The sequence below is a fragment of the Serratia proteamaculans genome, from assembly GCF_008830365.1.
Classification (GTDB): Bacteria; Pseudomonadota; Gammaproteobacteria; order Enterobacterales; family Enterobacteriaceae; genus Serratia; species Serratia proteamaculans.
Genome location: NZ_WBKI01000001.1, coordinates 1,094,059 through 1,119,455, shown reverse-complemented (window position 1 = coordinate 1,119,455; position 25,397 = coordinate 1,094,059). Strand labels below are relative to the sequence as shown.

At 53.1% G+C, this 25,397-nt stretch carries 25 protein-coding genes; 14 read left to right on the top strand and 11 right to left on the bottom strand.

Features of this window, described 5'->3' with window-relative positions; translation table 11 throughout:
• Window positions 1-55: 55 nt before the first annotated feature.
• From F8R23_RS05295 to F8R23_RS05285, 3 genes are all read right to left on the bottom strand, one after another.
• A complete protein-coding gene (locus F8R23_RS05295; RefSeq protein WP_129938228.1) occupies window positions 56-940 on the bottom strand; it encodes a leucine-rich repeat domain-containing protein in 885 nt (294 codons plus the stop codon).
• Window positions 941-1,046: 106 nt separating this feature from the next.
• Entirely contained in the window at window positions 1,047-2,489 is a 1,443-nt protein-coding gene (gene pyk / locus F8R23_RS05290) for a pyruvate kinase (protein WP_085117145.1), read from the bottom strand.
• 188 nt (window positions 2,490-2,677) lie between these two features.
• Window positions 2,678-3,550 (bottom strand): MurR/RpiR family transcriptional regulator, encoded by an 873-nt coding sequence (locus F8R23_RS05285; RefSeq protein WP_129934389.1) that lies wholly within the window; start codon window positions 3,548-3,550, stop codon window positions 2,678-2,680.
• A gap of 353 nt (window positions 3,551-3,903) precedes the next feature.
• On the opposite strand from F8R23_RS05285, the gene zwf reads away from it, so the two are divergent.
• The 4 genes from zwf (at window position 3,904) to mdtI (ending at window position 7,424) form a co-directional block, all read left to right on the top strand.
• Complete coding sequence (gene zwf, locus F8R23_RS05280) at window positions 3,904-5,379, top strand: glucose-6-phosphate dehydrogenase (RefSeq protein WP_112348400.1); 1,476 nt, start codon at window positions 3,904-3,906, stop codon at window positions 5,377-5,379.
• A gap of 152 nt (window positions 5,380-5,531) precedes the next feature.
• A complete protein-coding gene (locus F8R23_RS05275) occupies window positions 5,532-6,173 on the top strand; it encodes a bifunctional 4-hydroxy-2-oxoglutarate aldolase/2-dehydro-3-deoxy-phosphogluconate aldolase (RefSeq protein ID WP_112348401.1) in 642 nt (213 codons plus the stop codon).
• Window positions 6,174-6,739: 566 nt separating this feature from the next.
• Window positions 6,740-7,108: a multidrug/spermidine efflux SMR transporter subunit MdtJ gene (gene mdtJ / locus F8R23_RS05270; RefSeq protein ID WP_165366352.1), complete on the top strand. Its 369-nt coding sequence runs from the start codon at window positions 6,740-6,742 to the stop codon at window positions 7,106-7,108.
• Window positions 7,095-7,424, top strand: coding sequence for a multidrug/spermidine efflux SMR transporter subunit MdtI (mdtI, locus tag F8R23_RS05265; protein ID WP_012145489.1), 330 nt, complete (start codon window positions 7,095-7,097; stop codon window positions 7,422-7,424). The genes mdtJ and mdtI overlap by 14 nt, the downstream gene beginning before the upstream one ends.
• A gap of 58 nt (window positions 7,425-7,482) precedes the next feature.
• Here mdtI and F8R23_RS05260 read toward each other — a convergent pair whose 3' ends face one another.
• Entirely contained in the window at window positions 7,483-7,827 is a 345-nt protein-coding gene (locus tag F8R23_RS05260) for a RidA family protein (protein ID WP_044551823.1), read from the bottom strand.
• A 133-nt stretch (window positions 7,828-7,960) separates the two neighbouring features.
• Here F8R23_RS05260 and yoaA point away from each other — a divergent pair, with 133 nt between their 5' ends.
• The 5 genes from yoaA (at window position 7,961) to rnd (ending at window position 14,445) form a co-directional block, all read left to right on the top strand.
• Entirely contained in the window at window positions 7,961-9,865 is a 1,905-nt protein-coding gene (gene yoaA, locus F8R23_RS05255) for a DNA repair helicase YoaA (protein ID WP_085117141.1), read from the top strand.
• Between the two features lie 80 nt (window positions 9,866-9,945).
• Window positions 9,946-10,647, top strand: a complete 702-nt coding sequence (gene tsaB / locus F8R23_RS05250) for a tRNA (adenosine(37)-N6)-threonylcarbamoyltransferase complex dimerization subunit type 1 TsaB (RefSeq protein WP_129934390.1) — start codon at window positions 9,946-9,948, stop codon at window positions 10,645-10,647.
• Window positions 10,648-10,747: 100 nt separating this feature from the next.
• Complete coding sequence (locus F8R23_RS05245; RefSeq protein WP_099064259.1) at window positions 10,748-11,338, top strand: Slp family lipoprotein; 591 nt, start codon at window positions 10,748-10,750, stop codon at window positions 11,336-11,338.
• Between the two features lie 207 nt (window positions 11,339-11,545).
• Entirely contained in the window at window positions 11,546-13,234 is a 1,689-nt protein-coding gene (fadD, locus tag F8R23_RS05240; protein WP_129934391.1) for a long-chain-fatty-acid--CoA ligase FadD, read from the top strand.
• Window positions 13,235-13,323: 89 nt separating this feature from the next.
• The gene (rnd, locus tag F8R23_RS05235) at window positions 13,324-14,445 is read left to right on the top strand and encodes a ribonuclease D (RefSeq protein WP_129935149.1); all 1,122 of its coding nucleotides are present in this window, start codon (window positions 13,324-13,326) and stop codon (window positions 14,443-14,445) included.
• A 237-nt stretch (window positions 14,446-14,682) separates the two neighbouring features.
• On the opposite strand, the gene minE is transcribed toward rnd, so the two are convergent.
• Genes minE through minC form a run of 3 tightly spaced genes read right to left on the bottom strand, consistent with a single transcriptional unit; the run spans window position 14,683 to window position 16,495 of the window.
• Entirely contained in the window at window positions 14,683-14,952 is a 270-nt protein-coding gene (gene minE / locus F8R23_RS05230) for a cell division topological specificity factor MinE (RefSeq protein WP_012145482.1), read from the bottom strand.
• 3 nt (window positions 14,953-14,955) lie between these two features.
• Entirely contained in the window at window positions 14,956-15,768 is an 813-nt protein-coding gene (minD, locus tag F8R23_RS05225; RefSeq protein ID WP_012145481.1) for a septum site-determining protein MinD, read from the bottom strand.
• A 25-nt stretch (window positions 15,769-15,793) separates the two neighbouring features.
• Window positions 15,794-16,495 carry a septum site-determining protein MinC gene (minC, locus tag F8R23_RS05220; protein ID WP_129934392.1) on the bottom strand — a complete coding sequence of 234 codons (702 nt, stop codon included), beginning with the start codon at window positions 16,493-16,495 and terminating at the stop codon, window positions 15,794-15,796.
• 136 nt (window positions 16,496-16,631) lie between these two features.
• Here minC and F8R23_RS05215 point away from each other — a divergent pair, with 136 nt between their 5' ends.
• The 3 genes from F8R23_RS05215 to F8R23_RS05205 all read left to right on the top strand — a co-directional run bounded on the left by F8R23_RS05215 (window position 16,632) and on the right by F8R23_RS05205 (window position 18,748).
• Window positions 16,632-16,904 (top strand): YcgL domain-containing protein, encoded by a 273-nt coding sequence (locus F8R23_RS05215; protein ID WP_129934393.1) that lies wholly within the window; start codon window positions 16,632-16,634, stop codon window positions 16,902-16,904.
• Window positions 16,905-16,967: 63 nt separating this feature from the next.
• Entirely contained in the window at window positions 16,968-18,008 is a 1,041-nt protein-coding gene (locus tag F8R23_RS05210; protein ID WP_151415358.1) for a lytic murein transglycosylase, read from the top strand.
• An 83-nt stretch (window positions 18,009-18,091) separates the two neighbouring features.
• Window positions 18,092-18,748, top strand: coding sequence for a fumarylacetoacetate hydrolase family protein (locus tag F8R23_RS05205; RefSeq protein WP_112348407.1), 657 nt, complete (start codon window positions 18,092-18,094; stop codon window positions 18,746-18,748).
• A 75-nt stretch (window positions 18,749-18,823) separates the two neighbouring features.
• On the opposite strand, the gene F8R23_RS05200 is transcribed toward F8R23_RS05205, so the two are convergent.
• Window positions 18,824-19,072, bottom strand: coding sequence for a CsbD family protein (locus tag F8R23_RS05200; RefSeq protein ID WP_012145476.1), 249 nt, complete (start codon window positions 19,070-19,072; stop codon window positions 18,824-18,826).
• A 409-nt stretch (window positions 19,073-19,481) separates the two neighbouring features.
• Between F8R23_RS05200 and F8R23_RS05195 the strand changes: the two genes are divergently transcribed.
• The gene (locus F8R23_RS05195) at window positions 19,482-19,928 is read left to right on the top strand and encodes a YcgN family cysteine cluster protein (protein WP_129934395.1); all 447 of its coding nucleotides are present in this window, start codon (window positions 19,482-19,484) and stop codon (window positions 19,926-19,928) included.
• A gap of 506 nt (window positions 19,929-20,434) precedes the next feature.
• Here F8R23_RS05195 and dsbB read toward each other — a convergent pair.
• Together dsbB and nhaB are read right to left on the bottom strand one after the other, a co-directional pair.
• Window positions 20,435-20,965 (bottom strand): disulfide bond formation protein DsbB, encoded by a 531-nt coding sequence (gene dsbB, locus F8R23_RS05190; protein WP_085117123.1) that lies wholly within the window; start codon window positions 20,963-20,965, stop codon window positions 20,435-20,437.
• A gap of 124 nt (window positions 20,966-21,089) precedes the next feature.
• A complete protein-coding gene (gene nhaB / locus F8R23_RS05185; RefSeq protein ID WP_099064254.1) occupies window positions 21,090-22,661 on the bottom strand; it encodes a sodium/proton antiporter NhaB in 1,572 nt (523 codons plus the stop codon).
• 242 nt (window positions 22,662-22,903) lie between these two features.
• Between nhaB and fadR the strand changes: the two genes are divergently transcribed.
• Entirely contained in the window at window positions 22,904-23,623 is a 720-nt protein-coding gene (fadR, locus tag F8R23_RS05180; protein WP_151415357.1) for a fatty acid metabolism transcriptional regulator FadR, read from the top strand.
• A gap of 60 nt (window positions 23,624-23,683) precedes the next feature.
• Here the strand turns inward: fadR and F8R23_RS05175 are convergent, their stop codons facing one another.
• Complete coding sequence (locus F8R23_RS05175) at window positions 23,684-25,219, bottom strand: SpoVR family protein (protein ID WP_129934462.1); 1,536 nt, start codon at window positions 25,217-25,219, stop codon at window positions 23,684-23,686.
• Between the last annotated feature and the right edge of the window lie 178 nt (window positions 25,220-25,397).

Below are 25,397 nucleotides of genomic sequence, written 5' to 3'. Positions count from 1 at the left end.
CTTGGGGTTAAGGGCCAGTCATCTCAGGGTGTCTGGCCCTTTGTTTTAGCTGCGCTTAGATATGTACCATGCAACCCTGAGCCATCAGCGGCTCCAGTACGGCGGGTATCTGGGCAAAGTTGTTCCAACGCAGGTCCAACCGTCGCAGGTTCGTCAATGCCGTCATGCTGTCCGGTAGGCTGCTCAGGTGGTTAGCGCGCAGGTCAAGCGTGCTCAGGGCCGTTAGCTGGCCAAAATCCTCCGGTAACTGCTGTAGCTGATTAGTTCGCAGGTTGAGGTGAGTCAGGCTGGGCAAGTGGCAAAATGCAGCCGGTAACCGGTTGATGGCATTATTTTCCAGATCCAGCACGGCCAGCTCAGACAACAGGGCAATTTCATCCGGTAGCGTGGTCAGGCGGTTTTTCATCAGGTGCAGTTCCCGCAGTGCGGTCAACTGTCCGACAGTGGTTGGCAAACTGACAAGTTGATTATTGTACAACCGCAATTCCTGCAGGGTACCGAGTTGAACAATGGCCGCTGGCAGTTCACTGAGCTGATTATCCGTCACGTTCAGATAGCGCAACTTGTGTAACCGGCCCAGCTCGACAGGCAAGTCACAAAAGGCATTGTCGCTCAGATAAAGATAGGTTAGCTCACGCAGTTCACCGATGCTTGCAGGTACGTTGTTGGCCTTATTGTGGCCGCAATCCAGCATTGCCAGCCCTTGCAGTTGGCCTATTTCGACCGGAAGCTCACTAAGCTGGTTGCAGGAGATATTCAATACCTGCAGGTCGGTATGCTGCAGGATTTGCATCGGGAACTGGCGAAGTCGATTGTCGTACAGACTGATTTTCAGCAGCGAGTTACCCCGCAGGCTTTCCTCTGCCAAATTCTCCAGCCCCAGGCCGTCGAGATCCAGCGCTTGTTCAGTGTGGTTTTGCTGTGGGTGTTGATGAAGCATCGATGGCTCTCCATTTGCCGTAGTGGCGACTGGAGATGAGTTTAACAGGGGGGAAGGGCGGAGCGGGGAAAAATGCCGGCCGAGGTACGGCCGGCAGCAGTTTGGGTTACTCGACGCGCAGGATACGGCTGGTGTTGGTGGTCCCAACGGTTTCCATCACGTCGCCCTGGGTGACGATCACCAGATCGCCGGATACCAGGAAGCCTTTGTCGCGCAGGCGGTTAACCGCGTCATTGGCCGCGATGACGCCGTCTTCGTGGCTGTCGAAGTACACCGGCGTAACGCCACGGTACAGCGCGGTCAGGTTCAGCGTGTGCTCATGACGTGACATGGCGAAGATCGGCAGGCCGGAACTGATACGTGACATCATCAGCGCTGTGCGTCCGGACTCGGTCATGGCGATCAGGGCGGTAACCCCTTTCAGATGGTTAGCCGCGTACATTGAAGACATGGCGATAGCTTCTTCAATGTTGTCGAACTGCACGTCCAGACGGTGTTTGGAGACGTTGATGCTTGGGATCTTCTCAGCGCCCAGACAAACGCGTGCCATAGCCGCCACGGTTTCTGCCGGGTATTGGCCTGCCGCAGTTTCAGCAGACAGCATCACGGCGTCAGTCCCATCCAACACGGCGTTCGCCACGTCCATAACTTCGGCGCGGGTCGGCATTGGGTTGGTGATCATCGACTCCATCATCTGGGTTGCGGTAATCACGGCGCGGTTCAGCGTACGGGCGCGACGGATCAGTTTTTTCTGGATGCCGACCAGCTCCGGATCGCCGATTTCGACGCCCAAATCGCCACGGGCTACCATCACTACGTCGGAGGCCAGAATAATGTCATCCATAGCTTCGTCGCTGCAGACGGCTTCGGCACGTTCCACCTTGGACACGATCTTGGCGTTACAGCCTGCATCGCGGGCCAGACGGCGGGCGTAGTTCAGGTCTTCACCGGTACGCGGGAAGGAAACTGCCAGGTAGTCGACGCCGATTTTTGCCGCGGTGACAATATCGGCCTTGTCTTTCTCGGTCAGGGCTTCAGCGGACAGGCCGCCACCCAGCTTGTTGATGCCTTTGTTGTTGGACAGCGGGCCGCCAACGGTCACTTCGGTAAACACTTTCATGCCCTGAACTTCGAGCACTTTCAGCTGTACGCGGCCGTCATCCAGCAGCAGTACGTCGCCTGGCACCACGTCGGCAGGCAGGCCTTTATAGTCGATACCGACTTTTTCTTTATCGCCTTCGCCCTTGGACATGTTGGCATCAAGCAGGAATTTATCGCCGATGTTAAGGAAGATTTTGCCTTCCTTAAAGGTAGAAACGCGAATTTTCGGCCCTTGCAGGTCACCCAGAATAGCGACGTGACGTCCCAACTTGGCAGCAATTTCACGCACTTTGTCAGCGCGAATCTGGTGGTCTTCTGCCGTGCCGTGGGAAAAGTTAAGCCGAACTACGTTAGCGCCGGCGGCAATGATCTTTTCCAGATTATTGTCGCGGTCAGTAGCCGGACCCAGGGTGGTAACAATTTTGGTTCTTCTGAGCCGTCTGGACATGTATTACTCCGTTGACTGGTGAAGCAAATTATTGGTGTTGCGATAACGTCGGATAACGAAACCAGGAGTGAAATGTAATTTTACTACACTGATATTTCACTCGGGTTACCCGCATGAGCGTTTTAACAGGGTACTGCCTCTAATGCCGCCGTTCAGACTATTTTGAACGACAGTTTTTTTCACATCGGTTACGAGTCGAAATTGTTGGGGATGACTGCCCCCTTATCAAAGCGCGATTCTTTCAACGCTTCCTTGACCCGCTTCAAGTTATCTCTGAATTTGGCCCCCCTGCGCAAGGTAAATCCGGTGGCCAGAACGTCGATGAGCGTTAATTGCGCAATTCGTGACACCATCGGCATATAAACGTCGGTATCTTCCGGTACATCGAGCAACAATGCCAGGGTTGCCTCTTGCGCCAGAGGGGTATCACGTGAGGTGATGGCAATGACTGTGGCGTCGTTTTCACGCGCCAGCTGTGCCATTTCCACCAGGTTTTTGGTGCGGCCGGTGTGAGAGATTAACACCACTACATCTCCCTCGCTGGAGTTCATGCATCCCATGCGTTGCATGACGATGTCATCGAAATAGACCACCGGGATATTAAAGCGGAAAAATTTGTTCATGGCGTCGTGGGCGACGGCCGCCGAGGCGCCTAAACCGAAGAAAGAGATTTTTTTTGCCTGGGTGAGCAGGTCAACCGCACGATTGATTGCTGCAATATCCAAATTTGCCTTTACTGTATCGAGACTGGCCATTACAGATTCGAAAATTTTACCGGTATAGGAAGCAACGCTGTCATCTTCCTCCACGTTACGATTTACGTACGGGGTGCCGTTGGCCAGGCTTTGGGCAAGATGCAGTTTAAAATCGGGAAAACCCTTGGTATCGAGACGGCGACAAAAGCGGTTGACGGTGGGTTCGCTAACGTCCGCCATGCGGGCCAGCGTCGCGATACTGGAGTGAATGGCGGTCTGCGGGGAGGCCAGGATCACCTCAGCGACTTTCCGTTCAGATTTGCTCAGCAGCTCCAGATGGCTCTGGATTTTTTCCAGCGTATTCATATAACGAGAGTCCACTCATAGGGTATGTCGATTTCAATCAAAGGAGAAATCAATGCCGGTTTAGTGAAAATATACTACGTGCTGGTAACCGTTGGCAGTGTCGACAGAGGGTATGCAGAGTTTTTTCATCAGAACATGACCTGTGTCTAACTTTCATAATGGTAAAAGGGCGTCAAAAAAGACAGAAAATTACAGTTTTTAGTTTGGTCCGCGGCAAATACCACCGACAGCGCTTAACACTGCAATTTCTGGGGCTTTTTTTCTGCTTTTGATCCGGGTTTACTGGCCGTAGTTAAAGAGAGTACATTAGTAATGTAAGAAAATTACAAATATCCTGCAACGAGGAGATGAACATGGCGGTAACCTCTACAGCCCAGGCGTGTGACCTGGTTATTTTCGGAGCGAAAGGCGATTTGGCGCGTCGTAAGCTGTTGCCTTCCCTGTACCAGTTAGAGAAAGCCGGTCATATCCACCCGGATACCCGTATTATCGGCGTCGGCCGTGCCGAGTGGGATAAAGAAGCCTACACCAAGGTGGTCAAGGAAGCGCTTGGCACCTTTATGAAAGAAAAACTGGATGACGAACTTTGGGCCACGCTGAGCGCGCGCCTGGATTTCTGCAACCTGGATGTGAACGACAGCAAGAACTTTGCCAAACTGGGCAAAATGCTGGATCAGAAGCATCGCACCACCATTAACTACTTTGCCATGCCGCCAAGCACCTTCGGCGCGATCTGCAAAGGCTTGGGTGAAGCCAAGTTGAACCACGATCCGGCGCGCGTAGTGATGGAAAAACCGCTCGGTACCGATCTGGCGTCTTCCCGCGTGATTAACGATCAGGTTGCGGAGTACTTCAACGAGAGCCAGGTTTACCGTATTGACCACTATCTTGGTAAAGAGACGGTGTTGAACCTGTTGGCGCTGCGTTTTGCCAATTCACTGTTCGCCTCCAACTGGGACAACCGCACCATCGACTCCGTGCAGATTACCGTGGCGGAAGAGGTGGGGATTGAAGGGCGCTGGGGCTACTTTGACCAGGCCGGCCAGATGCGCGACATGATCCAGAACCACCTGCTGCAAATTCTGACCATGATCGCCATGTCACCACCGGCGGACTTGAGCACTGACCGCATTCGTGATGAGAAAGTGAAGGTTCTGCGCTCACTGCGTCGCATCAATCAGACCAATGTGCGTGAAACCACGGTACGTGGCCAGTACACCGCCGGCTTCGTACAGGGCAAAAAGGTACCGGGCTACCTGGAAGAGGAAGGGGCGAACAAAAGCAGCAATACTGAAACCTTCGTCTCCATCCGTGTCGATATCGACAACTGGCAGTGGGCCGGCGTGCCGTTCTACCTGCGTACCGGTAAGCGTTTGCCGACCAAATGTTCTGAGGTAGTGGTCTACTTCAAGAACCCGCCGTTGAACCTGTTCAGCGATTCTTACCAGCAGTTGCCGCAGAACAAATTGACCATTCGTCTGCAGCCGGATGAAGGCATCGAGATCCAGGTGTTGAACAAGGTCCCGGGGCTGGATCACAAACACCGTCTGCAAACTACCAAGCTGGATCTGAGTTTCTCAGAGACCTTCAACCAGGAGCACGTGGCTGATGCCTATGAGCGCCTGTTGCTGGAGACCATGCGTGGCATCCAGGCGCTGTTTGTGCGCCGGGATGAAGTGGAAGAAGCCTGGAAGTGGGTGGACTCCATCATGGACGCCTGGAAAGCGGATAACGAAGCGCCGAAGCCGTATCAGTCCGGCACCTGGGGCCCGGTTGCCTCGGTGGCGATGATCACCCGCGATGGCCGTTCCTGGAACGAGTTCGAATAATGACCCGGCCGGCAGATTATCTGCCGGCATTTTTTTGCCTGCAGTTCCGGGGCACAACATCACTTGGGGTACGGCCGGACGCCCGCGTTTAGATGCGGAGCCCTGTGGCAGGGGCGTGCCATTGATAACCCGTAAGTAATGGAGAAGTAACGATGAAAAACTGGAAAACCAGCGCAGAACAGATCCTGACCGCAGGCCCGGTAGTTCCGGTTATTGTGATCAACAAGCTGGAACATGCGGTGCCGTTGGCCAGGGCGCTGGTAGCCGGTGGCGTGCGAGTATTGGAAGTCACCTTGCGCACCGCTTGTGCCATAGACGCGATCCGCGCTATCGCCACTGAGGTGCCGGAGGCGATTATCGGTGCCGGTACGGTGCTTAACCCACAGCAGTTGCAGGCGGTGACCGAAGCAGGTGCGCAATTTGCCATCAGCCCAGGCCTGACAGAGTCGCTTCTGAAAGCGGCTACCGCAGGTACCATTCCATTGATTCCGGGCATCAGCACCGTTTCAGAGTTGATGCTGGGGATGGATCATGGCCTGCGGGAGTTCAAGTTCTTCCCGGCGGAAGCCAACGGCGGTGTGAAGGCACTACAGGCGATCGGCGGCCCATTCCCGCAAGTGCGTTTCTGTCCGACCGGCGGTATTACACCGAACAATTACCGTGATTACCTGGCGCTGAAAAGCGTGCTGTGTATCGGTGGATCCTGGTTGGTGCCAGCCGATGCGCTGGAAAATGGTGACTACGCCCGCATCACTGAACTGGCGCGAACCGCAGTTAACGGCGCTACGGCGTAACCTGCGCCGGGCCTGGGGTCGCCGATTATTGGGTCGGTCCAACTTAAACGAAGGCTCAACGACTTGTTGGGTCTTTTTTTTATTTTTAAATTAGTTAACTTTATTATTTTTAAACTGTTTTTTTATCCTTTTTGCGAAAACAGCGGTTTGCTTTATAATTATTGCTATGGTACAACTATCTCAGTTGAAAATTTTACTTGATGAGGATATTGGGCAAATCGCACTCCGTGTAACAAGATTATGTGCGGCTGAGAATAGAGAATACTTATGATGACAACTAATGGAATTACCCTCAGAACCTCTACTTGCCAGCTTTTCCTGTCTGCCATCCTTGCCAGTGAGCATCACTGGTGCAGCGAGCTATAGCGTCTTTCTCCCTTAACCGGTGCTGGTGACAGGCTCAGTCCTCCGTCATTCCGCGTAGCCGGGCAAACATTTTTATTACGTTTGGGTCAGTTTATCCCCAGGGATCTCTGCGTCGTCAGCGCCTCGTTGCGCCTGTCCGACGAGATAAATCGGGATAAATATGCCTTAGCGTGCGTTATTCGCCGTTTGGGAGAGAAATCATGATTTATTGGATCTTTTTAGGTTTGGCCATTGTGACCGAAATTATCGGTACCCTGTCAATGAAATACGCCAGCGTCAGCGGCGGCATGACCGGCCATATTGTGATGTATGTGATGATCACCGCGTCGTATGTGATGCTGTCGTTGGCGGTTAAACGCGTTGCTCTGGGGGTTGCTTATGCCCTGTGGGAAGGCATTGGCATTCTGTTTATTACCCTGTTCAGCGTGATGTGGTTTGACGAACCGATCTCGGCGTTGAAACTGTTGGGTCTGGTCACCCTGATTGCCGGTATCATGCTGGTCAAGTCCGGTACCCGCAAGCCACGCAAACAGGCCACTCCGCGAGGTGACAACCATGCAACAGCTTGAGTTGTACCACATCGCGTTTCTGGGGCTGGCGATCGTGCTGGAGATTATTGCCAACATTTTCCTGAAAATGTCGGACGGCTTCCGCAAGGTTTGGTTGGGTCTGTTGTCTTTGTTGTCGGTGCTGGGGGCGTTCAGTGCGCTGGCGCAGGCAGTGAAGGGGATTGATTTGTCGGTTGCCTATGCATTGTGGGGCGGTTTCGGTATTGCCGCGACCATCGCAGCCGGCTGGATCCTGTTCGGTCAACGGCTGAATGCCAAAGGCTGGATCGGTTTGGTGCTGTTACTGGCGGGAATGGTGATCATCAAACTGGCTTAATCAGCAGCCGGTGACACCCAATAAAACCGCAGGCGTTATCGTCTGCGGTTTTTTTACTTTACAGCGCGGCAATAATTTTGATTTCAACCTTGTACTTCGGGTTCATCAGTTTGGCTTGCACAGTGCAACGTACTGGGGCGCTACCGGCAACCACCCAGGCATCCCAGGCCGCATTCATTGCAGCAAAGTCGGCACCGTCGGCCAGAAAAATAGTGGCGTCCAGCACCCGGCTTTTATCGGAACCCACCCGGGCCAGGATCACATCAATCGCCGCCAGTGCGTTAGCGGTCTGCGCAGTGGCGTCATCATCCAGATTTTCCGGCACGCTGGTGTAATAAACTGTGTCGTTGTGAACCACGGCTTCTGACCAACGCTGGTCCGGATCAATTCGTTCGATATTCATTCAGTTATCTCCATATCATCATCACCTTAAGGGTATCACAGCCTCCGGTAGAAATGCTTGATGATAAAGTCGGTGGTAGCCGCGCGGCAGGATTGGCATAATCAACGCTGAATTACACCGGCAGAGAGATAGCGTGACAGACGATTTCGCAACAGACGGCGCCCTGGCGCAGGCAATCAAGGGTTTCAAACCGCGTGAAGCACAGCGGCAGATGGCGGAAGCGGTTACCGAAGCCATTAACTTCAAGCAGGAGTTGGTGGTCGAAGCGGGCACCGGCACCGGTAAAACCTTCGCCTACCTGGCACCGGCACTGCGGGCCGATCGCAAAGTGATTATCTCCACCGGTTCAAAAGCGCTGCAGGATCAGCTTTATGCACGCGATCTGCCCACCGTCGCCAAAGCGCTGAAGTACAAAGGTAAGATGGCATTGTTGAAGGGGCGATCCAACTATCTGTGTCTGGAACGTCTTGAACAGCAGTCGATGGCCGGTGGTGAGCTGGCAGGACAGGCGCTGATCGATCTGGTCCATCTGCGTAAATGGTCATCAATGACCAAAGAGGGTGACATCAGTAGCTGCAGCGACGTGGCGGAAGACAGCTTCGTCTGGCCGCTGGTGACCAGCACCAACGATAACTGTCTGGGCAGCGATTGTCCGCTGTATAAAGATTGCTTTGTGGTCAAGGCGCGTCGCCGTGCCATGGATGCCGACGTGGTGGTGGTGAACCACCATTTATTCCTGGCGGACATGGTGGTGAAAGAGGGCGGCTTTGCCGAACTGATCCCCGAGGCCGATGTGATGATCTTCGATGAAGCGCATCAGATCCCGGATATTGCCAGTCAGTATTTCGGCAAACAGCTGACCAGCCGCCAACTACTGGATTTGGCGAAAGACATTTCCATTGCCTACCGCACCGAAGTGCGTGACGCGGCCCAGTTACAAAAAAGCGCCGACCGCCTCAGCCAAAGCACGCAGGACTTCCGCTTGATGCTGGGGGAGCCGGGGTTTCGTGGCAATCTGCGCGAGGTACTAAGCCAACCCAATGTGCAACGTGCCTTACTGCTGCTCGATGATGCATTGGAGTTGTGTTACGACGTGGTCAAACTGTCCCTGGGCCGTTCGGCCCTGCTGGATGCCGCCTTCGAGCGTGCCACGCTGTATCGTGCGCGCCTCAAACGTTTGAAAGAGGTCAATGAACCGGGTTTTAGCTACTGGTATGAGTGCAACTCACGCCATTTTGTCCTGGCGCTGACGCCGCTGACGGTCGCCGATCGTTTCCGTGAACTGTTGGACGAGAAACCGGGCAGTTGGATCTTCACCTCGGCAACCCTGTCGGTTAATGAACAAATGGGGCACTTTACCGAGCGCCTTGGCCTGAACAAGGCCAAAACCTTGCTGCTGGCCAGCCCGTTCGACTACGCCAAACAGGCATTGCTGTGTGTACCGCGCTTTTTGCCGTCACCGAATCAGCCGGGTGGCGCTCGGCAACTGGCGCGTATGCTGCGCCCGCTGATTGAGGCCAATAACGGCCGCTGTTTCTTCCTCTGTACCTCACACCAGATGATGCGCGAACTGGCGGAAGAGTTCCGTGCGACCATGACCTTGCCGGTCCTGCTGCAGGGGGAAACCAGTAAGGGCCAACTGTTGGCGCAGTTTGTTGAATCCGGTAACGCGTTGTTGGTGGCGACCAGCAGCTTCTGGGAAGGGGTGGACGTGCGTGGCGATGCTTTGTCGTGCGTGATCATCGACAAACTGCCGTTTACCTCGCCTGAAGACCCGCTGTTGAAAGCGAGGATTGAAGATTGTCGGTTACGCGGTGGCGATCCGTTTAACGATGTGCAACTGCCGGATGCGGTCATCACCCTGAAACAGGGCGTTGGGCGTCTGATCCGCGATACCGACGATCGCGGCGTACTGGTGATCTGCGATAACCGTTTGGTGATGCGGCCGTATGGCGAAGTGTTCCTCAACAGCCTGCCGCCGACGCCACGTACCCGTGATATCGCCCAGGCAATTGCCTTCTTGCAGGCAGAGCGCTAGCGGATAGGCGTGACCTCAGGGCTGTGCTACAATGCGCGCCCTGTATGAAAAACCCTGTTTTTTTCCCGCCTGAGGTTGGCATGTCCACGCGAATTTTAGCGATCGATACAGCGACGGAAGCCTGTTCCGTTGCTATCTGGAATCAAGGCGAAATCCACGCCCTGTTTGAACTGTGCCCACGTGAGCATACGCAACGCATTTTACCGATGGTGCAGCAAGTGCTGACGGAATCCGGTCTCACCCTTAATCAGCTCGATGCTCTGGCCTTCGGCCGCGGGCCCGGCAGCTTTACCGGCGTGCGCATTGGTATTGGTATCGCACAGGGCCTGGCGCTGGGTGCCAGCTTGCCACTGCTGGGTATCTCTACGTTGCAGACTATGGCGCAAGGCGCCTGGCGCGTCACCAGGGCTGATCGGGTGCTGGCGGCGATAGATGCGCGCATGGGTGAGGTTTACTGGGGCCAGTTTGAGCGTCAGCAAGACGGCCATTGGCTGGAAAGCGAAGGCGAAGCGGTACTTTCACCACCGCAAGCGTTGGAACGAGCGCAAGGCCTGCAAGGGCACTGGGCGCATGTGGGTACCGGCTGGCAAACCTATCCGGATCTGGTCAGCGGTTCCTCGTTAAACCTGGGTGATGGTCAAATGCTGCTGCCGCAGGCGGAAGATATGCTGCCGTTGGCGTTGCATGCCTGGCAACAGGGGCTGGCGGTCGCGGTTGAAAATGCCGAACCAACCTACCTGCGTAATGAGGTCACCTGGAAAAAATTGCCGGGGCGTGAATAGCGCAACCTATTGTGCTTTGGTAGCAATCGGGATATGAATGAACTGCAACTTGCTCTGTGAATTGATGTCAAAGTTACAGCTATTTCAGGAGATTGCGACGATGTTAACCCGCACTGTAAATAAAAAAATGTCGCTGCTGGCCATTGCCGGTGGCGCGCTGGTGCTGTCGGGCTGCGTAACCGTACCCGACGCCATTAAAGGCAGCACGGAAACACCGGTGCAGCAGTTATCCTCGGTGCAGAATGCGCCGAACCTGTTTGTTGGGGCCGAGGCCCGTTTTGGTGGCACCGTGGTGAATGTTGCCAATGAGCAGGGGCGCACGGTGTTGGAAATCGCCGCTGTGCCGCTCGACTCCGGTGCCCGGCCTATTTTGGGCGAACCGTCGCGGGGACGTTTATTAGCCTCGGTTAACGGTTTCCTGGAGCCGGTGGATTTCAAAGGTCAGTTGGTTACCGTGGTCGGACCGATCACCGGCGTGAGAGACGGCAAGATTGGCATGACGCCGTACAAGTTTGTCACCATGAATGCTACCGGCTATAAACGCTGGCACCTCACCCAACAGGTGATGATGCCGCCGGCCCCAATGGGGCCATGGGGTTGGCGTGGCGGTACCTGGGGCCCAGGTTGGGGCGTGGGTTATGGCTGGTACAATCCTGGCCCGGCACAGGTGCAAACCATCGTTACCGAGTAGTGTTAGTTAGGCATTCACCATTTTATTAGGGCGGCTCCGGCTGCCTTTTTCTTTTGGCGCAGGGAAACGGTGCCAATTAGTGACGTACATCGCAACCTGAATATTGTTTAAAACTCAAACTGGTCTGCTGAGTTAAAATATTGTTATGGTTTGGCTGCATATTTAGGGGCTGCGATGACAATGAATAATGATTTCAGGAGTAATACCTTGGATAAGGTCTGGTTAAAACGTTACCCGGCGGATGTTCCGGCAGAGATCGACGCCGATCGTTATTCATCTTTGGTCGAAATGTTTGAAAATGCGGTTCAGCGTTATGCGGATCAACCGGCTTTCATGAACATGGGCGAAGTGATGACTTACCGCAAGTTGGAAGAGCGCAGTCGGGCTTTTGCCGCTTATCTGCAAAACGAGTTGGGCCTGCAGAAGGGCGATCGTGTTGCGCTGATGATGCCGAATCTGTTGCAGTATCCGATCGCGCTGTTTGGCATTTTGCGAGCCGGCATGGTGGTGGTTAACGTTAATCCGCTGTATACGCCGCGAGAGCTGGAGCACCAACTGAACGACAGCGGTGCCAGTGCCATCGTAATCGTCTCCAATTTTGCCCACACGCTGGAAAAAGTGGTGTTCAACACCCAGGTAAAACACGTGATCCTGACGCGCATGGGTGATCAGCTCTCCGCCGCCAAAGGCACCTTGGTTAACTTTGTGGTGAAATACATTAAGCGGCTGGTACCGAAATACCATCTGCCGGCGGCTATTTCTTTCCGTAGTGCGCTGCAGCGCGGCCGCCGGCTGCAGTACGTTAAACCCGATATCATCAACTCTGACCTGGCGTTCCTGCAATATACCGGTGGCACCACCGGCGTGGCCAAAGGCGCGATGCTGACGCACCGTAACATGCAGGCCAACGTGGCGCAGGCCAAAGCCGCCTACGAGCCGCTGTTCCGCGATGGTCAGGAGCTGATTGTCACCGCATTGCCGCTCTACCACATCTTTGCATTAACGGTGAACTGCCTGCTGTTCATTGAATTAGGCGGCCGTAATCTGTTGATCACCAACCCGCGTGATATTCCAGGGCTGGTGAAAGAGCTGGGGCGCTATCCGTTCACCGCGATAAGTGGGGTGAATACCTTGTTTAATGCGTTGCTGAATAATGCCGACTTCCATCAACTCGACTTCTCGACGCTGCGTTTCTCGGTCGGTGGCGGTATGTCGGTGCAGAAAGCGGTGGCGGACAAGTGGGAGAAAACCACCGGCAAGCACCTTTTGGAAGGCTATGGACTGACCGAATGCGCACCCTTGGTCACCTGCAACCCGCACGACTTGACGCACTATAGCGGCAGTATCGGTCTGCCGGTATCATCCACTGACATACGACTGATGGATGATAACGGCAATGATGTGCCGGTCGGCGAGCCGGGGGAACTGTGGGTTAAAGGACCACAAGTTATGTTAGGCTACTGGCAGCGGCCGGATGCCACCGATGAAGTAATGAAAGATGGCTGGCTCGCGACCGGCGATATCGTTACAGTGGACGAGATGGGCTTTGTACGCGTCGTTGATCGTAAGAAAGATATGATTCTGGTTTCCGGGTTTAACGTATACCCGAACGAGATCGAAGACGTGGTCAGTCAACATCCGAAAGTGCTGGAATGTGCGGCGATCGGCGTACCGAGTGACGTATCCGGTGAAGCGGTGAAGATCTGCGTGGTGAAGAAAGACGCCTCGCTGACCAAAGAAGAGCTGTTGACCCATTGCCGTCGGCAGCTCACCGGGTATAAAGTGCCTAAAATTGTTGAGTTTCGCGATGAATTGCCGAAGTCTAACGTCGGTAAAATTTTGCGACGAGAACTGCGTGATGAGCAGAAAAAACCTGTGGCGGCCGATGCCGCCTAGGCTATCATCCACGCCTTACAGATCAACAACGCCGGTGAATGCCGGCGTTGTTGTGTTTGAATCATGAAAGCGACCAAGAGAATGACGTTTTGAACTATCAGTTGATCACTACCGATGCCGGATTGCAGCAGGTCTGCGAGCAGGCGAAACAGCATGCCCAGATTGCGCTGGACACCGAATTTGTCAGAACGCGCACTTACTATCCGCAGTTAGGCCTGATTCAGTTATACGACGGTGAACAACTCTCTCTGATTGACCCCTTGCCAATCAAGCAGTGGCAACCGTTTATTGAGCTGCTGAGCAACACAGAGATAGTGAAGTTCCTGCACGCCGGCAGTGAGGATCTGGAAGTGTTCCTCAATGCCTTCAAAACCCTGCCGACACCACTGGTCGATACTCAAATCCTGGCGGCTTTTACCGGTCGACCTATGTCCTGTGGCTTTGCCACCCTGGTCGCGGAGTATATGCAGGTGGAGCTGGATAAAAGCGAAGCCCGTACCGACTGGTTGGCGCGTCCATTAACGGAAAAACAGTGTGTCTACGCCGCTGCCGACGTGTTCTATCTGCTGCCAATGGCCAAACGGCTGGTGCAGGAGACGGAAGAGGCCGGTTGGACCGCGGCCGCCAGCAATGAATGCCTGCTGTTGTGCCAACGCCGTAGCGAGACGCTGGCGCCGGAATTGGCCTACCGTGAAATCACCAACGCCTGGCAACTGCGCCCGCGCCAGTTGGGTTGCTTGCAGAAGCTGGCGGAATGGCGACTGCGCCAGGCGCGTGAGCGTGATCTGGCGGTGAACTTTGTGGTGCGTGAAGAGAATCTCTGGCAGGTAGCGCGTCATATGCCGACCTCGCTGGGAGAGTTGGACTCGCTGGGGTTGAGCGGCCCGGAAATCCGTTATCACGGTAAAACGTTGGTGGCGCTGGTGGCAGAAGCCGGTGAGCTGGATGAATCGGCACTGCCGGAGCCGTTACCGAACCTGATCGACCAGCCGGGTTATAAGAAAGTGTTCAAGGAAATCAAAGCGGCGATCGTCATTGTCAGCGAGCAAAGCGGCTTAAGTAGCGAATTGCTGGCCTCGCGTCGGCAGATTAATCAGTTGCTGAATTGGCATTGGAAATTGAAAGCGGGGGACAACTTGCCAGAATTAGTCAGCGGTTGGCGCGGTGATTTATTAGCGACGCCGCTTCAGGATATTTTGAAGGATTATTAATCGGGTTGCGAGAAAGTCGGGGCAGGGTAAGGAAACACTGCTCTGAATATTGATTAAAAATAATTTAAGTAAAGACACTTACCGCCAGCATTTACTTTAAACAACCGCGACGCAAGATTAATTGAGATTATTCCCAAAGGGTAAAAATGATTATTGGGTCTTGTTTATCTCAATAACTGGGTATGCATACAGTTACCCCCTGTAGAAAATATACAGGGGGTAATTAATGCGTCACGCTCATTTAGTTACTTCTTCCGATTCCGGTAATGTCACGTTGAGTTCAAGTACCGAAATATCATCCCCTTTCTGCTCAAACTGCACGTGCAGCATTTCAGGGTCGATTTGAATGTATTTGCAAATTACCGCCAGAATATCACGTTTCAAATCAGGCAGATACGGGGGTTCACTGTCCCCCCGACGACGCTCCGCGACGATAATCTGCAGCCGTTCCTTGGCTATATTGGCTGTCTGCTTTTTGCGGGACAGAAAGAAGTCTAGTAATGCCATGGTTTATCCCCCAAAAAGGCGTTTCAGGAAACCCTTCTTCTCTTCTTCAATGAAGCGGAAGGGGCGTTCTTCCCCTAACAAGCGGCTAACGGTATCGTCATAGGCCTTGCCGGCATCGGATTCAGCATCAAGGATCACGGGTTCACCCTGGTTGGAGGCCCGCAGCACGGACTGGTCTTCCGGGATAACGCCGACCAGTGGAATGCGCAGAATTTCCAGCACGTCTTCCATACTCAGCATGTCGCCACGGCTAACGCGCCCCGGGTTATAGCGAGTCAGCAGCAGGTGTTCCTTGATCGCCGATTCGCCTCGCTCAGCACGACGGGATTTGGACGACAAAATGCCCAGGATACGATCAGAGTCACGTACTGAGGAGACTTCAGGGTTGGTGGTGATGATGGCTTCATCAGCGAAGTACAGGGCCATCAGCGCGCCGGTTTCAATACCTGCCGGAGAGTCACAGACCACAAAGTCAAAATTCATCTCACCCAAATCGTTGAGGATCTTTTCAACACCTTCGCGGGTCAGTGCATCTTTATCGCGCGTTTGCGAAGCAGGCAAGATAAACAGGTTATCGGTACGCTTGTCTTTGATTAACGCCTGATTCAGCGTGGCATCACCCTGAATAACGTTAACGAAATCGTAAACAACCCGGCGTTCACAGCCCATGATCAGGTCAAGATTACGCAGACCGATATCGAAATCGATTACCACGGTTTTCTTACCTTTTTGGGCTAAGCCGGTAGCGATGGCCGCGCTTGAAGTGGTCTTGCCAACGCCCCCTTTACCCGATGTAACAACAATAATGCGTGCCATGAAATGGATTCCTTGTCAAAAGGGCTTAATTTAAAGGTTGTATGGTTAAAGCGTTATCCAACAGGCTGAGTCGTACTGCCTGCCCGACATAGTCGGACGGGATTTGGTCGCTCAACCAGTACTGCCCTGCGATAGAGACTAGCTCAGCACCCAGGTGCGTGCAAAAAATCTGGCACTGCGTATCACCTGAAGCACCGGCCAGCGCACGACCGCGCATCATGCCGTAAACGTGAATATTGCCATCGGCAATTAATTCGGCGCCGGCGCTGACACTGCTGGTCACTATCAGATCGCTGTTGCGGGCATAAATTTGTTGGCCGGAACGGACAGGGGCACTAATGATGCGCGTCTTGGCGGGGGCGTTGGGATCCACCACCGGGGCTGGCGCGGACGCCGCTTCCGGGGCGGCCATCTTTTGGCCTTTACCTTCGTTCAGCAACGGTAACCCGGCACGGGCTATCGCGCGTTTTTGCCGCTCATCTCTGCAACCGCTGATACCCACAACGCGCAGCCCTGCTGCCGCGACAGCCTGTTGAAGTTCTTTCCAGTTTGCATCGCCGTTCAGCGTTGCAACGTTGATAACAACAGGGGCGTTTTTCAAAAAAGCGGGCGCTTGCTCGACTTTTTCCAGTAACGCCTGACGTATTACCTCGGGTTCCGAATTATACAAATGAACAACCGATAGGGTAAAACTGCTGCCTTTTAGCTCAATTGGCGATTGTGACATCTATCCTGACTCAGTCTCAGCAACTTTAAATCCCCGGAATACCAATCGGGGTGCGATATTCCGAAGTACTATAAGCATGTTATAGTCAGAGTTATATCCAGGCAAGACGCTGCCCCAATTAAATAGAGTTAAAAACATGCTTTGTGTGATCTATAGAAGCCCTAAACGCGATCAAACTTATCTTTATGTCGAAAAAAAAGACGATTTCTCCCGAGTGCCGGAAGATCTGATGAAAAGTTTCGGTTCGCCACAATTGGCGATGGTGCTTTCTCTTGAAGGAAGGGAAAAATTAGCCACGGCAGATATTGAGAAAGTGAAAGAGGCCCTGAAGGATGAAGGGTTTTATCTGCAGGTTCCACCGCCGTTGGAAAATTTATTAAACCAGCATCTGTCTGCCGACAAAAAATAACCGTCGTTGGCGTGCAGGGGCTACGCTGGATCAGTAACCCCAAACCGACAAAGGAGCTGCGTGATGAGAGGAGCAGCGAAGACAACGACAGTGGTTCTGCTGATGCTGAGTGCCGGTCCGCAGGTGATGGCGCAGACTGCATCACCGGGTGCCACTGCTGCGCCTGTGCAGAGTACGTTGGCTGAAACCGGCCGTGACCCCGCGCAGTTCCCGGTCTATGTTGAGCAACTGAAACGTCAGGCGTTGGCGCAGGGCATTAGCCCGGCTATCGTCGACAGTGCTTTTGCCAACGTGCATTTTGTTGATCGGGTGATCAAGGCGGACCGCAATCAGCCGGAAAAGAAAATCACGCTGGATGATTACCTTAAACGCGTATTGCCAGCGACCAAGATCGCGCAGGGCCGTTCCCTCTATCGACAATATCAGCCGCAGTTGACGCGTATTACTGCTCGCTACGGTGTTCCAGGGCGCTATGTGGTAGCGCTGTGGGGGATGGAAAGCGCCTTCGGCAAGATCCAGGGCCGCGAAGATGTCATATCTGCGCTTGCTACCCTGGCGTTTGAAGGGCGTCGTGAGGCTTTCTTCAGTCAACAATTGATGGCAGCGCTGCGTATCCTCGAACAAGGGCATGTCAGCCGCGAACAGCTAAAAGGCTCCTGGGCCGGGGCAATGGGCCAGTGCCAGTTTATGCCAACGTCGTTCCTGAACTACGCGGCAGATGGTGACGGCGATGGCCGTATTGATATCTGGAATAACGTTGACGATGTGTTTGCCTCCGCAGCCCATTATCTGTCGAGTGAAGGTTGGCAACCGGGGGTTGGCTGGGGCAGGGAAGTTAAACTGCCCGCCGGTTTCAGCAGCGAGAGTCTGGGACTGAAAGATCGCCAGGCGCACAGCGTCAATGAATGGCAAAAGCGTGGCATACGTCGTGCGGATGGTTCAGCCTTACCGCATTCTACACTGCGCAGCTGGGTTATTACGCCGGATGATATGCAGGGGCGTGCGTTCATGGTTTATGACAATTTTCGCACTATCATGCACTGGAATCGCTCTTACTATTTTGCTATCGCTGTGGGTATGATGGCTGACGGTATCGGGCAATAAAATAGGGTCACGGTACCTCCACCAATGCGTGGGATAACGGGCTTAGCATGCTAAGCCCCTACATGATTGTAGGGAGAAGCGGTATGTATCAACATAGAGACTGGCAGGGTTCATTACTTGATTTTCCGGTGAATAAGGTGGTCTGCGTCGGCAGCAACTACGCCGACCATATTAAGGAAATGGGCAGTGCAACCTCGGCAGAGCCGGTCGTATTTATCAAGCCTGAAACGGCGCTGTGCGATATCCGCCAGCCGGTGGCGATCCCAAAAGAGTTCGGGTCGGTTCATCATGAAGTGGAACTGGCGGTGCTGATCGGCACGCCGTTAAAACAAGCGAATGAAGATCGCGTGGCGCGTGCCATCGCCGGATACGGTGTTGCGCTGGATTTGACGCTGCGTGAACTGCAGGCGGGGTTCAAGAAGGCGGGGCAGCCTTGGGAAAAAGCCAAGGGTTTTGACGGCTCCTGCCCGATCTCCGGTTTTATTCCGGTGGCAGAGTTTGGCGATCCGCAAAATGCCGAGCTGTTACTGACGGTCAATGACCAGGTGCGTCAGCAGGGCAATACTCGCGATATGATCACCCCGATCCTGCCGTTGATCAGCTATATGAGCCGCTTCTTCACGCTGCGCGCAGGTGACATTATTCTTACCGGTACTCCGCAAGGCGTTGGCCCGATGAGCTCAGGCGACATGCTGAAAATCACACTCAACGGTAAATCATTAACGACTCGCGTGATTTAAAGCCTGGCAAGACGCACTAAAAAAGGCCCCATGGGGCCTTTTGTCTTTTTCTTCGGTTCGGGGTGGGCAAAGTGCTTATTTACGGCCCAGCAAGAAACCGAAAACAATCCCGACTGCAGCGGCGATTGCCACGCCGGCAAGTGGGTTGGATTCAACCTGAGTCCGCACCGTATCAGCCGCATCGCGAGCCGCGTAGCTGGCCTGAGAGGCATATTTGCGGGCTGCGCCTTTAACCTGATGATCCGGCGAGTCCGTTGCTTTACCAAAGGCTTCCTCAACGGCGCCGGCCGCTTCATTAACCTTGTCTTCTGCTTTTCCAAACATACTTGGCTCCTTATCTCGGTTCTAAAGGCGAACATTAAACATAGCAGGATTATGTCGTACCTGGCGGCAAATCGTGCGTTATAAGATGAATCTTACCGGTGAATTGAAGTATCGGTTGGCGATAATCTGGGGATAAAACGAAAAGGTGATAGACCTGTGATTAGTACGTATATTTAAGCGATAAACGCGCTATTTCTCCCCGCAGGAAGCAAAGCACAAGCGGTGGATAGTCACGCCGCGGAATGTTGAATGATGTTGTTTTAAATAGCATTTTTTTTAAGCGATTGTTTTGTTATCGCTATGATTATATTGTGTTTTCAGTCTTTCCATTTGGCTGGGATATCTATATAGTGCACCCTCAAAACCTGTACGCAGGTTATCTATTCATTTACCTATACCGGACGCGAACATGTCACAAACCCCTTTTTGGCAACAAAAAACGCTGGTTGAAATGTCAGAACAAGAGTGGGAATCGCTGTGCGACGGTTGTGGGCAATGCTGTCTGAATAAGCTGATCGACGAAGATACCGACGAGATTTATTTCACCAACGTAGCCTGTGACCAGCTGAATATTAAATCGTGCCAGTGCCGCAACTATGAACGTCGCTTTGAGTTGGAAGAAGATTGTATCAAGTTGACGCGCGAGAACCTCACGACGTTTGACTGGTTGCCCCCGACCTGTGCATATCGCCTGATTGGCGAAGGCAAACCCCTGTTCTCTTGGCACCCATTGGTTAGCGGCTCAAAGGCGGCGATGCACGGTGAACGTATTACTGTGCGCCACATTGCGGTACGCGAAAGCGAAGTGGTGGACTGGCAGGATCACATCATGAACAAACCAAGCTGGGCGAGATAAAGAAAAAAGCCCCTGCAAAGAAGAGGGGCAAGACACACAACAACACCAGGGAAATCGTTACTATTAACTTGCGGATACTATAAGGATTTTTTGGCATAACTTCATCAAAATATTGATGCAATAATGCATCACTATGATGAGTTTTTTTGTATGAAGCGAGTGAGGAGGAGATGAGTCGTTCCACTGTATTACGATTTACGGTCGATAAAATGGGGTTGTACTCCTGCGAATAAGGTTTTTTACTCCCCCAACTTAATGTTATGTAAATTACGCACCAAATCCCATCCGAATGCTTCTTTTTATACAGAAGGTTAGGTAGTTTGACCGCTCTCACGCTAAGTTCCGAGAGTACAATAATGAAAATGATACGTCTGTTTGCCGTGGCTGGGGCGCTGATAGTGCTCGTTTATTACCTTACACACACTTAATGTCGCTATATCTCTGCATAGCATCCGCAATTCAATAAAAAACGGCGCCCTGAGGCGCCGTTTTTTATTCGCTCAGGCTTAACGACCAAACAGGTCGCGGCGGCGCGGGCGGACAAATTGTGCGATCAACACGATAATGGCGAACATCAAATAAGCCGTGAAGATACCCACCAACCACTGCGGCATTTCCAGCGTCAGGAATTCCCATTGGCGCACGGAACAGTCACCGGATGCGTGGAACACCGCCGGCAGCCATTTATCCAGCGGCAGCCAGGACGGGAAGCTGACGAAGAAATCGCAGGTATTGAATGGCGAAGGATGCAGTTGGATCATGGTGTGTTTCCATGCCAGTTGCAGGCCTTCCCAGGCGCTGTAAATCCACAGCAGAATAGCGACATAGCGTAGTGGCGTTTTCGGCGCGATGGCACCGAGCAACGAGGCGCCCAGAATGCCAAACAGCGCGCAGCGTTCATAAATGCACATTACACAGGGTTGCAGCAGCATTACGTGCTGAAAGTAGAGAGCAACTAATTCCAGCACCAGCGCAGTCAGGGCCATCAACAGCCAAGCACCGCGCCCCTGCGAGCAGCGGTTAAAGAATTGCAACATATATTTATTCTTCCATGCAGTAAGCAATTGAACTGGCAGTGTAAACCAATTCAACTCTGCTGCCAGCTACCTGAGCCTGATTCAGCACAAAAATAGTCGCTGGCAGCGGGGCAGGTTAACCGGGTTAATGTGCAACGGCTTCAATCGCTGGCAGTGTCAGCCAATGCCACTCCGTTAACAGGTCAGTCATCGGTGCCAGAGTAAACTGTACGCACAGCAGACCTACCAGCGTTAATACCACAGTATAGGGTAAAGCCATCCACACCATTCGCCCGTAAGACAAACGCACCAGCGGTGCCAGCGCGGAGGTCAGCAGGAACAAGAAGGCCGCCTGACCATTCGGGGTAGCAACTGACGGTAGATTGGTCCCGGTGTTAATGGCGACCGCCAGCATTTCGAACTGCTTCAGGGAGATTGCACCGTTTTCAAACGCGGCACGTGCCTCATTGATATAGACCGTGCCGACGAACACGTTGTCAGATACCGAAGACAGCAGGCCGTTAAACAGATAAAACAGCGCCAGTTGTGAAGAGGGTTCTGCCTGCAGAACAAACCGGATAATCGGCGTGAACAGGTGTTGCTCAATAATTACCGCCACCACGGTGAAAAATACCGTCAGCAGGGCAGTAAAGGGCAGCGCTTCCTGGAATGCCTTGCCGATGGCGTGTTCATCGGTTACGCCGCACAAAGAAGTGGCCAGGATGATCACCGACAGACCTATCAGGCCTACTTCCGCCAGATGAAAGGCCAGCGCTACCACTAACCAAATGCCGATCAGCGCCTGAATCACCAATCTGACCTGTTCTTGTTTACTGCGTCCTGCGGTGGCCTGACGGTCAAACTCGGTCAGCACCTCACGGACGCGTTCCGGCAGTTTTGCCCCGTAGCCAAAGATACCGAAGCGTTCAAGCAGCAGGCAAACCAACAGGCCACAGACAAACACCGGCAGGGTAACCGGTGCCATACGCAGGAAGAAGTCGACAAATCCCCAGTCGGCACTTTTGGCGATAATCAGGTTCTGCGGTTCGCCCACCATGGTCATTACGCCGCCCAGTGCGGTACCGACCCCGGCGTGCATCAACAGGCTGCGCAGGAAGGCGCGGAACTGTTCGAGCGTCTGTTTGTGATCGTCACTGACCAGTGTGCTGTCGTCACCGACGTCAGTATTGCCGTCAGAACGGTTTGAAGCCACGTTGTGGTAGATCGAATAAAATCCGGTTGCGACGCTGATCACCACTGCAACCACCGTCAGCGCATCGAGGAAAGCTGACAACAGCGCCGCGGCAAAGCAGAATGCCAAAGAAAGCAGCATTTTTGAGCGAATGTTGAGCAGTAGTTTGGTGAACACGAACAGCAGCAACTGCTTCATAAAGTAGATGCCGGCTACCATAAAGATCAGCAACAGCAGCACTTCCAGATTATGGGCAATTTCTTCGCCCACCCGATCGGGGCTGGTCATGCCAATCAGTACCGACTCAATGGCCAGCAGACCACCCGGCAGCAGGGGGTAGCATTTCAGCGCCATCGCCAGAGTAAAGATAAATTCGACCACAAACAGCCAACCGGCAATGAACGGATCGACCAGGAAGAAAACCAGTGGATTGATCACCAGGAAAATGAGAATGGCCAGTTTGTACCAGTCAGGTGATTGCCCGAGGAAGTTTTTTACCAAGGCACTGCGTAAGGTTGTTTCCATTATGAATTACACGTCCTGAAAATAAGTTGTCTCATACTAGCCTAACAATGCCGCCGGGGCAGATGCAATACGGGCTTGCTTTACGACGAGAAATTTCTCTATGCGGTGTTTTTGCAGGTTTTTTGCCACTTTATGCACAGTTTCGTTCAATGTTTTTCGCTCACGCTAGGTCATGCAATAGCGATCTGGTATGATCAGCCGACTACTATTACTGATTATCGTCGCTACGGAACGTCAAACACATGGTCATAAAGGCGCAGAGTCCTGCCGGTTTCGCGGAAGAATACATTATCGAGAGTATCTGGAATAATCGCTTCCCTCCTGGCACTATTTTGCCCGCGGAGCGTGAGCTTTCAGAACTGATTGGTGTTACGCGCACCACGTTACGTGAGGTTTTACAACGCCTGGCCTGTGATGGCTGGCTAACCATTCAGCATGGTAAACCGACCAAAGTAAATAATTTCTGGGAAACTTCCGGCCTCAATATCCTTGAGACGGTGGCACGCCTCGATCATCAGAGCGTCCCACAATTGATCGACAATCTGTTGTCGGTTCGTACCAATATTGCGGCGATCTTTATTCGCGCAGCGGTGCGTAACCATCCTGAAGCCGCTCTGGAAGTGTTGGCGAAAGCCACCCAAGTGGAAGATCAGACGGACGCTTTCAACCTGTTGGACTACGAAATTTTCCGTGGTCTGGCGTTTGCCTCCGGCAACCCGATTTACGGTCTGATCTTCAACGGTCTGAAAGGCTTATATACACGCGTTGGCCGCTACTATTTCTCAAACCCGGAATCCCGCAAGCTGGCGCTGACTTTCTATAGCAAGCTGTCAACGCTGTGCCATGATAAGTCGTACGATCAGGTAATGGATTGCGTGCGTAACTACGGTAAAGATAGCGGTGCCATCTGGCAGAGCATGCAAGGCACTATGCCAAGCGATCTGACCGAAGCCCGCCGCTAACACTATCACCCGCATTAAGCAAAAGGGGCGCCAATGGCGCCCCTTTGTTATGGACTGATCTTACAGCGGTGTCGGTCGCGGTGGGCAACGTTCCAGCAGCTCAACGCTGCCATCTTCGTTCAGTTGTTCCAGAATAATGTCGAAACCCCACAGGCGGTGCAGGTGTTTCATCACTTCACGCCGGCTCTTGTCCAACGGCGCACGGTCCTGCGGAATATAGCGCAACGTCAACGAGCGATCCCCGCGTAAATCCACATTCCAGATCTGAATATTCGGCTCATGGTCACTCAGGTTATACTGCGCCGACAGCTCTTCACGGATCGCACGATAACCGGCTTCATCATGGATCGCTGCAATTTCCAGGTAATTATTGCGATCGTCATCCAGCACGGTGAATAGCCGGAAATCACGCATGATTTTCGGTGACAGGAACTGGCTGATAAAGCTTTCATCCTTGAAGTCCCGCATGGCGAAGTGCAGTGTTTCCAGCCAGTCTTTACCGGCGATATCCGGGAACCAGTAACGATCTTCTTCGGTTGGCGACTGACAGATACGCTTGATGTCCTGGAACATGGCAAAGCCCAGAGCGTAGGGATTAATACCGTTGTAATAAGGGCTGTTATAAGGCGGTTGATATACCACGTTGGTATGGCTGTGCAAAAACTCCAGCATAAAACGTTCGGTTACCCGGCCCTCGTCGTACAGATGATTAAGGATGGTGTAGTGCCAGAATGTGGCCCAGCCTTCGTTCATTACCTGCGTTTGTTTCTGCGGATAAAAATACTGGCTCACTTTGCGCACAATACGCAAAACTTCACGCTGCCAGGGCTCCAGCAGCGGCGCATTTTTTTCCATAAAGTAGAGGATGTTTTCCTGCGGCTCGCTTGGATAGCGCCGCGCCTGTTCTGGTGCTTCTTCACGTTCAACCCGTGGCAGGGTCTTCCACAGCGTGTTCACCTGGCTTTGCAGGTACTCCTCACGGCTTTTCTGGCGGGCTTTTTCTTCGACCAGTGAAATTTTCTGTGGTCGTTTGTAGCGATCTACGCCGTAGTTCATCAACGCATGACAAGAGTCGAGCAGCTTTTCTACTTCTTCAACGCCGTAGCGCTCTTCGCACTGGCTGATGTAGTGGCGGGCGAACAACAGGTAATCGACGATCGAACTGGCGTCGGTCCAACTGCGGAATAGGTAGTTATTTTTGAAGAAGGAGTTGTGCCCGTAGCAGGCATGCGCCATCACCAAGGCCTGCATGGTGATGGTGTTCTCTTCCATCAGGTAGGCGATACAGGGGTTGGAGTTGATCACGATCTCATAGGCCAGGCCCTGCTGCCCATGTTTATAGCGCTGCTCGGTCTCAATGAATTTTTTACCGAACGACCAATGGGTGTAGTTAATCGGCATGCCGACGCTCGAATAAGCGTCCATCATCTGCTCTGAGGTAATGACCTCGATCTGATGCGGGTAGGTGTCGAGCTTGTAATGTTTGGCTACGCGATCGATGTGCTCCAGATACACCTGCAGCAACTCGAACGTCCAGTCCGGTCCATCGCTCAGACGTTTATCTTCCTTGACCTTATCATGTGTTGAAGTAGTCATCAGCGCACCCTCGTTATTACGGACCTTGCTCGAACGGCAGACCCTGTATCAATCGTAGCTCAATCTGCGCAGAGGTAATAATGATATAAAGCTTAAAAATTCAACGATCTGCCTCAAGGATCTTCCCATTGTGTTGCCAGGACGAATTTACAGCGAGTTTTTTCTGCTGAAGCAGGTT

Bases quoted from the DNA above. Each gene is read 5' to 3' on its own strand.
- F8R23_RS05295 (WP_129938228.1), bottom strand. From the start codon at position 940: ATGCTTCATCAACACCCACAGCAAAACCACACTGAACAAGCGCTGGAT.
- pyk (WP_085117145.1), bottom strand. From the start codon at position 2,489: ATGTCCAGACGGCTCAGAAGAACCAAAATTGTTACCACCCTGGGTCCG.
- F8R23_RS05285 (WP_129934389.1), bottom strand. From the start codon at position 3,550: ATGAATACGCTGGAAAAAATCCAGAGCCATCTGGAGCTGCTGAGCAAA.
- zwf (WP_112348400.1), top strand. From the start codon at position 3,904: ATGGCGGTAACCTCTACAGCCCAGGCGTGTGACCTGGTTATTTTCGGA.
- F8R23_RS05275 (WP_112348401.1), top strand. From the start codon at position 5,532: ATGAAAAACTGGAAAACCAGCGCAGAACAGATCCTGACCGCAGGCCCG.
- mdtJ (WP_165366352.1), top strand. From the start codon at position 6,740: ATGATTTATTGGATCTTTTTAGGTTTGGCCATTGTGACCGAAATTATC.
- mdtI (WP_012145489.1), top strand. From the start codon at position 7,095: ATGCAACAGCTTGAGTTGTACCACATCGCGTTTCTGGGGCTGGCGATC.
- F8R23_RS05260 (WP_044551823.1), bottom strand. From the start codon at position 7,827: ATGAATATCGAACGAATTGATCCGGACCAGCGTTGGTCAGAAGCCGTG.
- tsaB (WP_129934390.1), top strand. From the start codon at position 9,946: ATGTCCACGCGAATTTTAGCGATCGATACAGCGACGGAAGCCTGTTCC.
- F8R23_RS05245 (WP_099064259.1), top strand. From the start codon at position 10,748: ATGTTAACCCGCACTGTAAATAAAAAAATGTCGCTGCTGGCCATTGCC.
- minE (WP_012145482.1), bottom strand. From the start codon at position 14,952: ATGGCATTACTAGACTTCTTTCTGTCCCGCAAAAAGCAGACAGCCAAT.
- minD (WP_012145481.1), bottom strand. From the start codon at position 15,768: ATGGCACGCATTATTGTTGTTACATCGGGTAAAGGGGGCGTTGGCAAG.
- minC (WP_129934392.1), bottom strand. From the start codon at position 16,495: ATGTCACAATCGCCAATTGAGCTAAAAGGCAGCAGTTTTACCCTATCG.
- F8R23_RS05215 (WP_129934393.1), top strand. From the start codon at position 16,632: ATGCTTTGTGTGATCTATAGAAGCCCTAAACGCGATCAAACTTATCTT.
- F8R23_RS05210 (WP_151415358.1), top strand. From the start codon at position 16,968: ATGAGAGGAGCAGCGAAGACAACGACAGTGGTTCTGCTGATGCTGAGT.
- F8R23_RS05205 (WP_112348407.1), top strand. From the start codon at position 18,092: ATGTATCAACATAGAGACTGGCAGGGTTCATTACTTGATTTTCCGGTG.
- F8R23_RS05200 (WP_012145476.1), bottom strand. From the start codon at position 19,072: ATGTTTGGAAAAGCAGAAGACAAGGTTAATGAAGCGGCCGGCGCCGTT.
- F8R23_RS05195 (WP_129934395.1), top strand. From the start codon at position 19,482: ATGTCACAAACCCCTTTTTGGCAACAAAAAACGCTGGTTGAAATGTCA.
- dsbB (WP_085117123.1), bottom strand. From the start codon at position 20,965: ATGTTGCAATTCTTTAACCGCTGCTCGCAGGGGCGCGGTGCTTGGCTG.
- nhaB (WP_099064254.1), bottom strand. From the start codon at position 22,661: ATGGAAACAACCTTACGCAGTGCCTTGGTAAAAAACTTCCTCGGGCAA.
- fadR (WP_151415357.1), top strand. From the start codon at position 22,904: ATGGTCATAAAGGCGCAGAGTCCTGCCGGTTTCGCGGAAGAATACATT.
- F8R23_RS05175 (WP_129934462.1), bottom strand. From the start codon at position 25,219: ATGACTACTTCAACACATGATAAGGTCAAGGAAGATAAACGTCTGAGC.